This window comes from Yoonia vestfoldensis DSM 16212 (genome assembly GCF_000382265.1).
GTDB lineage: Bacteria > Pseudomonadota > Alphaproteobacteria > Rhodobacterales > Rhodobacteraceae > Yoonia > Yoonia vestfoldensis.
The window spans coordinates 39,655-53,554 of sequence record NZ_KB907982.1 but is presented as its reverse complement, the minus strand read 5'-3'; the positions used below and the strand labels follow the sequence as shown (position 1 = coordinate 53,554).

General features: G+C 62.5%; 11 protein-coding genes. 7 read left to right on the top strand and 4 right to left on the bottom strand.

Annotated features, from left to right (window positions below; all coding sequences use genetic code 11):
- Positions 1 to 28: 28 nt before the first annotated feature.
- The 3 genes from H147_RS0111420 to araD form a co-directional block, all read right to left on the bottom strand.
- Positions 29 to 1,357 (bottom strand): NAD(P)-dependent oxidoreductase, encoded by a 1,329-nt coding sequence (locus H147_RS0111420; protein ID WP_026352447.1) that lies wholly within the window; start codon positions 1,355 to 1,357, stop codon positions 29 to 31.
- A 148-nt stretch (positions 1,358 to 1,505) separates the two neighbouring features.
- A complete protein-coding gene (locus H147_RS0111415) occupies positions 1,506 to 2,414 on the bottom strand; it encodes a Gfo/Idh/MocA family protein (protein WP_019955504.1) in 909 nt (302 codons plus the stop codon).
- Positions 2,414 to 4,171 (bottom strand): L-arabinonate dehydratase, encoded by a 1,758-nt coding sequence (gene araD / locus H147_RS0111410; RefSeq protein WP_026352446.1) that lies wholly within the window; start codon positions 4,169 to 4,171, stop codon positions 2,414 to 2,416. Before araD ends, H147_RS0111415 begins: the two co-directional genes overlap by 1 nt.
- 303 nt (positions 4,172 to 4,474) lie before the next feature.
- Here araD and acs point away from each other — a divergent pair, with 303 nt between their 5' ends.
- The 7 genes from acs (at position 4,475) to H147_RS0111375 (ending at position 13,174) form a co-directional block, all read left to right on the top strand.
- Positions 4,475 to 6,439 carry an acetate--CoA ligase gene (gene acs / locus H147_RS0111405; protein ID WP_019955502.1) on the top strand — a complete coding sequence of 655 codons (1,965 nt, stop codon included), beginning with the start codon at positions 4,475 to 4,477 and terminating at the stop codon, positions 6,437 to 6,439.
- Positions 6,436 to 7,122 carry an adenylate kinase gene (locus H147_RS0111400; protein ID WP_019955501.1) on the top strand — a complete coding sequence of 229 codons (687 nt, stop codon included), beginning with the start codon at positions 6,436 to 6,438 and terminating at the stop codon, positions 7,120 to 7,122. The genes acs and H147_RS0111400 overlap by 4 nt, the downstream gene beginning before the upstream one ends.
- Before the next feature lie 67 nt (positions 7,123 to 7,189).
- Positions 7,190 to 7,450: a DUF4212 domain-containing protein gene (locus H147_RS0111395; protein WP_019955500.1), complete on the top strand. Its 261-nt coding sequence runs from the start codon at positions 7,190 to 7,192 to the stop codon at positions 7,448 to 7,450.
- A gap of 22 nt (positions 7,451 to 7,472) precedes the next feature.
- On the top strand, positions 7,473 to 9,290 hold the full coding sequence (locus H147_RS0111390; protein WP_019955499.1) for a sodium:solute symporter family protein: 1,818 nt from the start codon (positions 7,473 to 7,475) through the stop codon (positions 9,288 to 9,290).
- An 89-nt stretch (positions 9,291 to 9,379) separates the two neighbouring features.
- The gene (locus tag H147_RS0111385) at positions 9,380 to 11,215 is read left to right on the top strand and encodes a DUF294 nucleotidyltransferase-like domain-containing protein (RefSeq protein WP_026352445.1); all 1,836 of its coding nucleotides are present in this window, start codon (positions 9,380 to 9,382) and stop codon (positions 11,213 to 11,215) included.
- Positions 11,216 to 11,240: 25 nt separating this feature from the next.
- The gene (locus tag H147_RS0111380; protein ID WP_019955497.1) at positions 11,241 to 11,765 is read left to right on the top strand and encodes a hypothetical protein; all 525 of its coding nucleotides are present in this window, start codon (positions 11,241 to 11,243) and stop codon (positions 11,763 to 11,765) included.
- Entirely contained in the window at positions 11,765 to 13,174 is a 1,410-nt protein-coding gene (locus tag H147_RS0111375) for a 3'-5' exonuclease (protein ID WP_019955496.1), read from the top strand. The genes H147_RS0111380 and H147_RS0111375 overlap by 1 nt, the downstream gene beginning before the upstream one ends.
- On the opposite strand, the gene H147_RS0111370 is transcribed toward H147_RS0111375, so the two are convergent.
- Positions 13,171 to 13,899, bottom strand: coding sequence for an MBL fold metallo-hydrolase (locus H147_RS0111370; protein ID WP_043699812.1), 729 nt, complete (start codon positions 13,897 to 13,899; stop codon positions 13,171 to 13,173). The two genes, H147_RS0111375 and H147_RS0111370, sit on opposite strands and share 4 nt — an antisense overlap.
- Position 13,900: the final 1 nt, after the last annotated feature.

The following is a 13,900-nucleotide window of genomic DNA, read 5'->3' as shown; positions in this document are numbered from 1 at the left end:
GCGGGTCACGCCCGCGACGCCGTTGCGTTCAGGCGGTCAGGGCCGCGTGGATATCCATAGCCGCATCGCGCCCTTCGGCCACGGCGGTCACGGTCAGATCGTCGCCGCCGCTGGCGCAATCGCCCCCGGCCCAGACACCCGCGCGGCTGGTGCGTCCGGCACCTGTCACCGCGATCTTGCGTCCGTCGAGCGCGAGCCCTGCATCGGTGACCAGCGTTTGACCGATGGCCTTGAACAGCTGGTCGACGGGCAGGCGGATCATCTCTCCGGTGCCTTGCAGCCCCGCGCCCGTGTCGGCGGTGTACTCCAGTTCCACCTCGCGCACGGCCTCGTTGCCGTGGATCGCGACGGGCTGGACATTGAACAAAAGCCGCACACCGTGGGACGCGGCAAGGTCCTGTTCATAGCGGCTTGCGCTCATCGCATCGCGGCTGCGGCGATAGGCGATGGTGACGTTCTGCGCGCCGAGCAGTTTGGACTGCACCGCAGCATCGACCGCCGTCATGCCACCGCCGATGACGACGACATCGCGGCCCACGGGCAGGCTTGTCAGGTCACTGGCCTGCCGCAATTCAGCGATGAAGTCGACGGCATCGCGGACGCCGTCCTTGTCTTCGCCTGCGGTGCGCAGCGCGTTCACACCGCCAAGCCCCATGCCGAGGAACACAGCGTCGTATTCATCCGCCAGCCCGTCAAGCGACAGATCGCGGCCCAGCGCCTTGCCTGTCTGCAAGGTGATACCGCCGATGCCCATCAGCCAATCCACTTCGCGCGCGGCGAAATCGTCCGTTGATTTATAAGCGGCGATGCCGAATTCGTTCAGCCCGCCGGGTTTCGGCAGCGCATCGAAGATCGTCACGTCATGGCCATGCATTGCAAGCCTGTGCGCGCAGGCCAGCCCCGCAGGGCCAGCACCGATGACAGCCACGGTTTTGCCCGTCGATGGCGCGCGGTGATAGGGATGGCTTTGCTTTGCCATCAGCGTGTCGGTCGCATAGCGCTGCAAGCGCCCGATCTCGACCGGCTTACCTTCGGCGGCTTCGCGCACGCAGGCCTGTTCACAGAGGTCTTCGGTCGGGCAGACGCGCGCGCACATGCCGCCAAGGATATTCTGGTCGAAGATCGTTTTCGCCGCAGCCTCGGGCGTGCCAGTGCTGATCTGCCGAATGAAGAGCGGGATGTCGATGGATGTCGGGCAAGCCGTCACGCAAGGCGCATCATGGCAGAAATAGCAGCGATCGGCCGCGACGCGGGCTTCGTGCCGGTCAAGCGGGTCGTGCAGGTCGGCGAAATTCTGGGCAAGGGTTTCGGCGGGCAATCGCGCCGCCGCTATTCCGGGAGTCATCGGGTTGGACATGGCTGCATCCTGTCTGGCTTGTCACTCTCAGCCTGCCACAGTTTTATTTTTTATCAAATGGTAAATTTTTGGCAGTTTGTGAACGCCTTTTCCCCTCCGGGGAAGCCTCCGGCGGGGATATTTTTACTCTGAAGATGCAATGGTTTGCTTAGAAATCGAAAGGTTCGACCACGTGTCTTTTGCCCAAGGTCAGCGCATCCGCGACATGGATCATCGGGGTGATGTCGACCTCGGATGCTGCTGTTTTCACCAGCTCCGCCATCCGGTCATAGAGGGCGGGGTATTCGCGGTCGGGGCCGGATTCGATATCCTTCCCATCAATCACGAGCCGCGCGCCGCCGTCGTGCAACGCCAGCGTGCCATCCGTGGTGTCCACCGTGATGTCCCAGCTTTGCGGGCCGGTTTGCCGCCAGTCGAAACTGCCGGTGACATTGCCTGTCCATGTCAGTTCGGCCGCAATCGGCGTGTCGCGGTTGGCGGGGAAATACAGATCGGCATGACGCAGATGCACGGGGCGCGGCAGGATTTCCGTCATGATCGACAGCGCATTGCTGCCCGGATCGAACACGCCCATGCCACCCGGTGCAAAGACCCAATCCTGCCCCGGATGCCAGCGGCGCACGTCTTCTTTCCAGGTGATATGGGCGGCGGTGATGGTCTTGTCCGCAAGCCAGGCCTTGGCGGGGGCGACACCTTTGGCCATACGGCTGTGCCATGTGGTGTAAAGCGTCACACCCGCATCCTGCGCCATGGCGGCCAGCGCCTGCACCTCGGCCAAGGTCGCGCCGGGGGGTTTTTCCAGCATCACATGGCGACCTGCGGCGATAGCAGCGGCGGCGTAATCATAGCGCGGGACCGGCGGCAGGCAGAGCGAGACTGTGTCGATGTCAGGCCGTTTCGCCAGCATCTGCGCGAAATCCGTATAGGCAGGCACGCCATCCACCGACCCCGCGCGGCTGACCGTCGCGGCAAGGGTCCAGTCGGGGCTGGCGGCGATGGCGGGCACGTGCTGGTCAACGGCAATCTTGCCGATGCCCACAAGGCAGATGGCGCGCATCAATGCGCTTCCTTGCCGACGGCATTGCCGCGATGGCCGACGAGGAAATCAAAATCGGCCCCCGTGTCAGCCCCCATCACGCGGTCATGGTAAAGCATCGCGTAACCGCTGGCCGGACGCGGGTTGGCGCCCGATTTTTCCGCCGACCACGCCGCCAGACGCGCCTGCAATTCGGCATCGGTGATATCCAGATGCAGGCGGCGACCGGCGACATCAAGCTCGATCATATCGCCGTTCTGCACGACAGCCAGTGGGCCGCCCATCGCCGCCTCGGGCGAGGTGTGCAGCACCACGGTGCCAAAGGCGGTGCCGGACATGCGGGCATCCGAGATGCGCACCATATCGGTGATGCCTTTTTTCAGGATCATGGGTGGCAGGCCCATATTGCCGACCTCGGCCATGCCGGGATAGCCGCGCGGGCCGCAGTTTTTCAGAACCATGACGCAGGTTTCGTCGATATCGAGATCCTCGTCGTTGATGCGCGCCTTATAGTCGTCGATATCCTCGAACACCACGGCACGGCCGCGATGCTGCATGAGGGCGGTCGTCGCGGCAGATGGTTTGAGCACCGCGCCACCGGGGGCCAGATTGCCGCGCAGCACGGCGATGCCGCCCGAGGCCGTCAGGGCCTTTTCGACCGGCAGGATCACATCCTCGTTCCAGTTGCGCACATCCTTGACCTCGTCCCAGATCGTCCCGCCCGAGACGGTCAGCGCATCCTTGTGCAGCAATCCCGCCTCGCCCAGTCGTTTGATGACGACGGGCAGCCCGCCAGCGTAGAAGAATTCTTCCATCAGGTATTTGCCCGATGGCATCAGGTTCAGAATCGTCGGCACATCGCGCCCGCAGCGGTCCCAGTCATCCAGCGTCAGCGACACGTCCTTGGTGCGCCCTGCCATCGCCAGCAGGTGGATCACCGCATTGGTGGACCCGCCGATCGCGGCATTGGTGCGGATCGCGTTCTCGAACGCGGCCTTTGTCATGATGTCGGACGGTTTCAGGTCATCCTTGACCATCTGCACGATGCGCCGCCCGGTCAGATGCGCCATCACGCGGCGGCGGCTGTCGACGGCAGGGATCGCGGCGTTGCCGGACAGCGCCATGCCCAGCGCCTCGGCCATAGAGGCCATCGTGCTGGCCGTACCCATCGTGTTGCAGGACCCCGGCGAGCGGGACATCGACGCCTCGGCCTCGACGAATTCTTCGGCTGTCATTTCGCCTGCGCGCACCGCTTCGGAGAATTTCCACAGATGGGTGCCTGAGCCGATGATCTCACCCCGGAAATGGCCGTTCAGCATCGGCCCGCCCGACACCACGATGGCTGGCAGGTCGACAGAGGCAGCGCCCATCAGCAGCGCGGGCGTGGTTTTATCGCAGCCCGCCAGCAGCACGACGCCGTCGATGCATTTGCCGCGCAGCGCCTCTTCCACATCCATGGCGCAAAGGTTGCGATACATCATCGCGGTGGGGCGCAGGGTGCTTTCGGACGGGCTGAAGACCGGAAATTCCACCGGAAAACCGCCCGCTTCGTAGACGCCGAATTTCACACGCTCGGCCAGATCGCGCAGATGCGCGTTGCAGGGGGTCAGTTCGGACCAGGTGTTGCAGATGCCGATCACGGGGCGGCCATCCAGCAGGTCGGCGGGCAGGCCCTGGTTCTTCATCCACGAGCGGTGATAGATCGCGTCTTTCGACGACCCTCCGAACCATTCCTGCGACCGCAGTTTGCGTGGCCATGGGGCGGGTGTGAAAGTCATGATGCGATCCTTTTGGAATGTTCGCGCTATCATTATCGCGGGCGACGGGGAAATCCAAGCGGCAGACCGACGAGACAGCTGACACGGTCACGGCCCCGATCCGCGCTGATTTACTGGCATCCGGTGTATCTTTACAAAAATTCACGAAATTTGTTAATTCGTTGACATCAGAAGAGTTCAAATTCCTTATCTTATTTGAAACTTCTGGCAATCTGGTAACCTGCCCGCGGAGGAGATGGCTGTGCGTTCACGCATGTGACGTGCGCCATCGGCTGAAAAGCCGGGATGACGAACGGAGGATCCATGTCAAGCACAGCTCACGCCGACGGTCGGTTTGCGCCTTCTGCGGCCTTTGCCGCCAAGGCGCATGTCACGGCAGACCAATATCAGGCGATGTATGATGCATCGATCCGCGACCCTGAAAGTTTCTGGGCCGAGCACGGCAACAGAATCGACTGGATCAAGCCGTTCACGAAGGTGAAAAACGCCAGCTTTGCGCCCGGCAACATCGACATCAAATGGTTCGAGGACGGCACCCTGAACGTCAGCGCCAATTGCATCGACCGGCATCTGGAAACCCGTGGCGACCAGACCGCGATCATCTGGGAACCCGATGATCCGAAAGACCCCGCCCAGCACATCACCTACAAGGAACTGCACCGCCGCACGTGCCGCATGGCCAATATTCTGGAAACGCTTGGCGTGCGCACAGGCGACCGGGTCGTGATCTATCTGCCGATGATCCCCGAGGCCGCCTATGCCATGCTGGCCTGCGCGCGGATCGGTGCCGTGCATTCGATCGTTTTTGCGGGCTTTTCGCCCGATGCTTTGGGCGCGCGGATCAACGGCTGCGACGCCAAAGTCGTGATCACCGCCGATCATGCGCCGCGCGGCGGGCGGTCCACGCCGCTGAAATCCAACACCGACGCGGCCCTGCTGCATTGCAAGGACAGCGTGAAATGTCTGGTGGTGCGCCGCACCGGCGGGCAGACCACCTGGGTGGACGGGCGCGACTTCGACTACAATGAAATGGCGATGGAGGCTGACGATTACTGCGCCCCGGTCGAGATGGGCGCCGAAGACCCCCTGTTCATTCTTTATACGTCAGGGTCCACCGGCCAGCCCAAGGGTGTCGTGCATACTTCGGGCGGCTATCTGGCCTATGCCGCGATGACGCATCAATACACCTTCGATTACCACGACGGTGACATCTTCTGGTGTACCGCCGATGTCGGCTGGGTGACGGGCCACAGCTATATCGTCTATGGTCCGCTCGCAAATGGTGCCACGACCATCATGTTCGAAGGTGTGCCGACCTACCCCGATGCGGGCCGGTTCTGGGCCGTGTGCCAAAAGCACAAGGTCAACCAGTTCTACACTGCCCCGACAGCCCTGCGCGCGCTGATGGCGCATGGCAACGCCCCCGTGGAAAAATACGACCTGTCGAGCATCAAGGTGCTGGGCACCGTGGGCGAGCCGATCAACCCCGAGGCGTGGAACTGGTACAATGACGTCATCGGCAAGGGCAAATGCCCTATCGTCGACACCTGGTGGCAGACCGAAACCGGCGGCCATCTGCTGACACCGCTGCCCGGCGCGATCCCGACCAAGCCCGGATCGGCGACGCTGCCCTTCTTTGGCGTGCAGCCCGTGATCCTTGATCCGCAGACCGGCGAAGAGATCACGACGACCGCCGCCGAAGGCGTGCTGTGCATCAAGGACAGCTGGCCCGGCCAGATGCGCACGGTTTATGGCGACCATGAACGGTTCGAGAAAACCTATTTCTCCGACTACAAGAACTATTATTTCACCGGCGACGGGTGCCGCCGCGATGAAGACGGGTATTACTGGATCACCGGCCGCGTGGACGACGTGATCAACGTGTCCGGCCACCGCATGGGCACGGCCGAGGTCGAAAGCGCGCTGGTCGCCCATGTCGACGTGGCCGAGGCTGCTGTCGTCGGGTATCCCCACGCGATCAAGGGGCAAGGCATCTATGCCTATGTCACGTTGATGAACGGAATCGAACCGTCCGAGGATCTGCGCAAGGATCTGGTGAAATGGGTCCGCGCCGAAATCGGCCCGATCGCCAGCCCTGACCTGATCCAATGGGCGCCGGGTCTGCCGAAAACACGGTCCGGCAAGATCATGCGCCGCATCCTGCGCAAGATCGCCGAAAACGATCATACGACGCTGGGCGATATTTCCACCCTCGCCGATCCTTCCGTGGTCGATCACCTGATCGAACACCGGATGAACAAGTCATGAGCGGCGCCGACACCATGACACGCCCTGCCGTGCTGATCCTTCTGGGGCCTCCGGGTGCGGGCAAGGGCACGCAGGCGCGCATGTTGCAGGACCGTTTCGGTTTGGTGCAACTGTCCACCGGCGATTTGCTGCGCGCGGCCGTCGCCGCCGGGACCGAGGCCGGGCTTGCCGCGAAGTCAGTGATGGCGGCAGGCGGTCTGGTCAGCGACGACATCGTGCTCGCGATCCTCAAAGACAGGCTGGCGGCGGCGGATACGCAGCAGGGCGTGATCCTTGACGGGTTTCCGCGCACGACCGTGCAGGCGCAAGCGCTCGACGAGCTGCTGGCGCAAAGCGGGCAGCGGATCAACGCGGCCATTTCGCTTGACGTGGACGACGCCGAAATGGTGGTGCGCGTCGCCGGGCGCTATGCCTGCGGCGACTGCTGCGAAGGCTATCACGACAGCTACAAGATGCCCGCCGTCGCGGGCACTTGCGACAAATGCGGCAGCACCAACATGCAACGCCGCGCCGATGACAATGCGGCAACCGTCGGCCAACGGCTGATGGCCTATCACGCGCAAACCGCGCCGCTGATCACCTATTACGAGAAACAAGGCACGCTGCAACGGATCAACGCCATGGGCGAGATCGGGCAGGTCGCCGAAGAGCTGGGCGCGATCGTCAAAAAGGCTGTCGCGTAACAGGGAGGGAAAGAAGGCGCGGTCCATTCCGCGGCTTCGACTAAGTGTAACAAGGGAGGATGCCTAAATGGCAGAGGAACCACAAAACAACAACGCCTACTGGGCCGCAAACGTGCGGATCATTCTGATAAGCCTTGTCATCTGGGCAACCGTATCTTTTGGCTTCGGCATCATCTTGCGCCCGTTGCTGATGGGTATCTCGGTCGGCGGCGCCGATCTGGGATTCTGGTTCGCGCAGCAAGGCTCGATCCTGGTGTTCCTGGGGCTGATCTTTTTCTACGCCTGGCGCATGAACAAGCTCGACGCTGAATTCGGCGTCGAGGAATAAGCAAAAAGGGACAGGGAAACCAATGGATCAGTATACACTCAACCTGCTGGTGGTGGGCGCGTCCTTTGCGCTTTACATCGGCATCGCAGTCTGGGCCCGCGCGGGCACGACGGCAGAATTCTATGCAGCCGGACAGGGTGTTCCCCCCGTCATGAACGGCATGGCGACGGCGGCAGACTGGATGTCGGCGGCGTCGTTCATTTCGATGGCGGGGATCATCGCGCTCGCACCCGCGGGCGGCTATACGCAATCGTCCTTCCTGATGGGCTGGACCGGCGGTTATGTGCTTCTGGCGCTGCTGCTGGCACCTTACCTGCGCAAATTCGGCAAGTTCACAGTGCCGGAATTCGTCGGTGACCGGTTCTATTCCAAAGGCGCACGGCTTGTCGCCGTGGTCTGTCTGATCGTCATTTCGGTGACTTACGTGATCGGCCAGATGCGCGGTGTGGGCGTGACCTTTGCGCGTTTCCTCGAAGTGTCGACGGATACCGGCCTTTACATCGGTGCGGCGATCGTTTTCGCCTATGCGGTGTTCGGCGGGATGAAGGGCATCACCTACACGCAGGTCGCGCAATACTGCGTGCTGATCGTGGCCTACACCATTCCCGCGATCTTCATCTCGTTGCAGATCACCGGAAACGTGTTCCCGCAACTGGGCCTGCTGGGCAGCTATGCACCAACAGGGGGTGACGTCGCCTTCCTGGCCAAACTTGATCAGGTCGTGACGGAACTCGGGTTCACGCAATACACGTCGTATACGACATCGACGCTGAACATGGTGTTGTTCACGATGTCGCTGATGATCGGCACCGCCGGTCTGCCACACGTCATCATCCGCTTCTTCACCGTGCCAAAGGTTGCCGACGCACGTTGGTCGGCTGGTTGGGCGCTGGTTTTCATCGCATTGCTCTACACCGTGGCACCTGCCGTGGGGTCGATGGCGCGTTTGAACCTGACGACAACATTCTGGCCCAACGCCGTGGAAGGCAATGCGCTGGATGGCGACGCGATCTCGCTAGAGCAGATCAACACCAATCCGGAACTGTCTTGGATCAACACCTGGGTAAACACCGGACTGCTCGCCTTCGAAGACAAAAACGGCGATGGCATGATCCAGTACTACAGTGAAGGCAGTGCAAACATGCAGGCCATCGCAGCCGAACGTGGCTGGGCCGGCAACGAACTGACACGCATCGACAACGACATGATGGTTCTGGCAAACCCAGAGATCGCAGCGCTTCCGGGCTGGGTGATCGCACTGGTAGCTGCAGGCGGTCTGGCAGCGGCTTTGTCAACGGCAGCAGGTCTATTGCTGGCGATCTCGTCTGCAATCTCGCATGACCTGATCAAAGGCTCGATCAACCCGAACATCACCGAAAAAGGCGAGCTTCTGGCTGCGCGGATTTCAATGGGCTTCGCGATCGTGCTGGCGACATGGCTGGGTCTGAACCCTCCGGGCTTTGCGGCTCAGGTGGTGGCGCTGGCCTTCGGTCTGGCTGCGGCGACGATCTTCCCTGTGCTCATGATGGGGATCTTCTCCAAGCGTGTGAACAAGGAAGGCGCAATCGTCGGCATGCTGGTGGGTCTGATCTCGACGTCGGTCTACATCTTCCTGTACCTGGGCTGGTTCTTCATCCCTGGCACAGCGACGTACGAGAACATTCCTGCTAACTGGCTGTTCGGTATCTCTCCATTGTCCTTCGGGACCATTGGCGCGATCCTGAACTTCGGGTCTGCCTATCTCGTTTCGGGCCTGACAAAGGCACCACCACGCGAGATCCAGGACCTCGTTGAATCGATCCGCGTGCCCAAAGGCGCGGGCGCTGCAACCGCTCACTAAGAGCACAGGGCGGGCAGTTCGCAAGGACTGCCCGCTTTCTTTTTTCAGAGCTCCGGCAAGCCTCTATTGCCCGGACCAGGATGCACAAGATGCCCCGATCCATGCTTGATCTGCGTCGCTTTCTTTTGTCGATCCACCCTTATGACAGCCTGCCGGATGCCGATTTCCAGCGCGTACTGACGCAATTCGTCCGCGTGCCGATGGCCGCAGGCGATGCGATCTACCCGTTCGGGACACCGTGCGACGGGCTTTACGTCATTCTCGACGGCGAGGTCGAAATCACCACCGAGACCGGCGAGATCGTCTCGCAACTGAGCAGCCGCAATTCTTTCGGCGAGCGCGGATTGATGCGCGACGGCAAGACCGGCACCAATGCTCGCGCACTCAGCGACGGCGAATTGCTGTTGCTGCCGACAGCCGCATTTCACCAATTGATCGCCGCCGACGCAGGCGCGCACCGTTTCTTTACCCGTGGCCGGACCCGTGATGCCGTGGATGCGACCCGCCCCGCCACACTGACCGAAACACGTGTCGATCAGCTGATGGCCAGCAATCCCGTCACCTGCACCGCCGCCGATACGATTACCGAAGCCGCAAAGCTGATGCGCCAGCACCGGATTTCCTGTCTGCCCGTCATGCAGGACGATCAGCTTGCCGGGATCGTGACACTGCACGACATCAACAACCGCGTCGTCGCCGAAGGGCTGGACACCGGCCTGCCCGTCAGCCGGATCATGACCGCTGATCCCGACACATTGCCACCCTCGGCCATCGGGTCGGACGTGCTGCACATGATGATGGAACGGCGGTTCGGCCATGTGCCTGTCGTCGATCAGGGCAAGCTGGTGGGGATCGTCACGCAGACCAACCTGACGCGGTTCCAGGCGACGAACTCTGCCTCGCTGGTGCGCGACGTGGTGCGGGCAACCACCCCTGCGGAAATGGCCGCCGTCACCGCGCGCATCCCGCAACTGCTGGTGCAACTGGTCGGTGCGGGCAACCGGCACGAAACCGTCACCCGCCTGATCACCGATATCGCCGATGCGATCACCCGCCGTCTGCTGACACTGGCAGAGGAAACGCTGGGGCCGCCACCCGTGCCCTATCTCTGGCTCGCCTGCGGGTCGCAGGGGCGGCAGGAACAGACCGGCATTTCGGATCAGGACAATTGCCTGATGCTGGACGATAGCGTGACCGATGACGACATGTCCTATTTCGCAGAGCTTGCGAAATTCGTCAGCGATGGGTTGGACACGGCCGGATATTTCTATTGCCCCGGCGACATGATGGCGACCAATCCGCGCTGGTGCCAGCCCGTCAGCGTCTGGCGCAGCTATTTCCGGCGCTGGATCGACCAGCCAAGCACCGAGGCGCAGATGCTGGCGTCGGTCATGTTCGACCTGCGTCCGATCGGTGGGACGCGGTCCCTGTTCGAGGATCTGCACCGCGAGACGCTTGAATCCGCCGCACGCAATTCGATCTTCGTGGCGCATATGGTGTCGAATTCGTTAAAACACACACCGCCGCTGGGGTTGCTGCGCGGGTTTGCGACCGTCCGCAGCGGCGAATACAAGAACCATATCGACATGAAGATGAACGGGGTGATCCCTGTCGTCGATCTGGGGCGGATCTATGCGTTGCGTGGCCAGTTGGACGGCGCCAACACCCGCGCGCGCATCGAAAGCGCGCATGGCGCAGGCCAGATCAGTCAGGCGGGTGGGCGTGATCTGCTGGATGCTTATGACCTGATCGCGCAGACACGGCTGGACCATCAGGCGACGCTGATCCGCGCCGGTGCCAAACCGGATAATTTCATGTCGCCCAACGTGCTGTCCGAATTCGAACGCAGCCATCTGCGCGACGCTTTTGTCGTCGTGCGCACCATGCAATCCGCCGTGACCCAAGGGCGCGGCGTCATCGGATGATCCGATAAAACCAAAGGACTTCAGAATGTATGTCGACATCATCAGTATCGTCGCCGCGGGCTTTGCAGCCGCCGGTATCGCGCTGATCCTGAACCGCCTGACCGGCCGGCGCCTGCCGCGCTGGATCGTGCCAGCCTTCGCCGGCATTGGCATGATCGCGATGAGCCTGACCAGCGAATACCGCTGGTATCCGCGCACGTTGACGCTGTTGCCCGAAGGCTACGAGGTGATTTCGACCGTGGATTATTCCGCGCCGTTCAGCCCATGGACCTATCTTGTGCCCTATGTGAACCGCTTTGCCGCCGTGAATGTCGCGGGCGTGCAGCGCAACCCCAATGTCCCGGACCTGCGCCTGAGCAACGTGATCTTTTTCGCCCGCTGGCAGCCGGTGCAGTTCCGGACGGCCTTGTTCGACTGCGCCCAGGGGCGCACCGCACTGCTGGAGGATAACGCCATATTCAACGACGACGGCACGATCAGCGTTTCCCGCTGGGACCAGACCGGACTTGACGATCCTGCGACCGCCGCTGTCTGCGAAGGGTCCGCCTGATGGTGAACAGGCTTCGCCCTCGTCAGCGCACGCTTGCCCTGTTCGCTCTGCTGGCGGTTGCCTGCATCGGGGCTGTGGCCGGCGCGCTGATGATGGCCGAAGCACGGCTTGACCATGCCGACCCCCGGTCGGTGCTGATCAGCGCGGGCCTGATGGCGGGGTTCACGATCCTTGGGATCTGCGCGCTGGCGTGGTTCATTGTCGATGACATGGTGGCGCGCCCGATGGAACGGCTCGCCGCCGCGATGCGGGCCCATGCCGCAACCGACATGCGCCGCGGCATCGATGCCGATATGGCGCGCCACCTTGGCGATCTGGCGCAGGCGGCGGCGGCGCTGACGTCGCGGCTGGCCTCGGCGCGGACCGAGGCGGATGACCACCTCGCCCGCTCGACAAGCAGGCTGTCCGCCGAACGGGAACATCTGACGCGCATCCTGTCGGCGATCCCCGCCGCCGTGCTGATGGTCAGCCCCGACCACCGTATCGCGCTTTATGACGGCCATGCCGCGCTGATGCTGGACGATCAGCACCATCTGGGGCTGGGGCAGAAAGTGTTCGACTATTTCGACGAAACCTATCTGCGTGCCGGACTTGCGAACCTTGCCGACAGCGGACGCGCGACGCTGGACCAGCAGATCGCCACCGCCGACGGCGCGCGGTTGTTGGATGTCAGTCTGCATGATCTGGGCGAGGGGCAAGGCTACATGCTCAGCTTTCCTGTCCCGCGCGAGGCCAGCCCCGCCCGCCCTGTTGTCTTTGATTTCGAAATGACGACCCGCACCCAGACCCGCGATATCGAGGACGTGCCGCTACGCGACCTGACCTATGTGGTGTTCGACACCGAAACCACCGGATTTCTACCCAACAAGGACGAAGTCGTCCAGATCGGCGCCCTGCGCGTGGTCAACGGCCAGCAGGCCCCCGGCGAGGTGCTGGACATCCTTGTCAATCCGGGCCGCCCGATCCCCGCAAGTTCCACCGCCGTCCACCGGATCACCGACGCCATGGTAAAAGACGCGCCCGACATGGTGCAGGCGGGGCGCAGGTTTCACAGCTTTGCCCGCGATGCGGTGCTGGTCGCGCATAACGCGCCTTTCGATCTGTCGTTCTTTCACCGCTATGCGCCCAAAATCGGGGTGAAATTCGACCATCCCGTGCTGGATACAGTGCTGCTGTCCGCCGTGCTGTTCGGGATTACCGAAGGCCATACGCTGGACGAACTGGCCACACGGCTGGGGATCGAATTGCTCGACGAACACAGGCACACCGCGATTGGTGATGCCATCGCCACGCGCGACATATTCCTGCGCATGATCCCCATGCTCGAGGCGCGCGGCCTTTCGACCTTTGGCGCGGTCGTAACCGAAATCCGCAAGCACAAGCGCCTGCTGCCGGACCTGAACGGCTAACCGTCCTTGGCATCCAGCCACGCGCGGATGATCGCGCGGTGGCGGGTGCCGTCATAGCTGCCGAAATGCCCGCCATGCACGACCCGCACCGGCAGATCGTAAAGCCGCACCATCGAGGCATGATAATCCGTCGCATCGGCGTGATAGGTGTCTTCGATCAGGGGACCGTCATAGACGATATCGCCGGAAAACAATGTCTCCGTCGCCGCCTCCCACAGGGCAATCCCGCCCGGTGAATGGCCGGGGGTGTGGATCACCGCGAAATGCCGGTCGCCCAGATCGATCGTATCGCCATCCTCCAACAGCCGCGTCGCGGGGGCGGATGTCACCTGATATGTCGCGGATTGGTAAGGCGCAGGCGGCAGTCGGTCGAATATGTCATCGGTGACATAGGGGTCCGCAAGGATCGCGGCCCGCGTGGGGTTGGCCAGCAGCTCAGCCTCCAGCCGGTGCACGCAGCGGTCGGGAAATTCGTGGTGACAGCCGATATGATCGAAATGCGTATGGCTCGCCACCGCCGTCAGCGCGCGTTCGGTCACCAAAGGCACCCAGTCCCGCAAGGACACGACACCCATCCCGCTATCGACCAGCATGTCACGGTCGCGCCCGCGCACATGCCACATATTGCAGCGGTAGAACGGCTGGATGAAGGGTTCGTCGATCAGGGAAATCCCGTCGCTGACGCTTTGCACGCGGTACCAATCCTCGGGGCGGGCGCGGTCCATG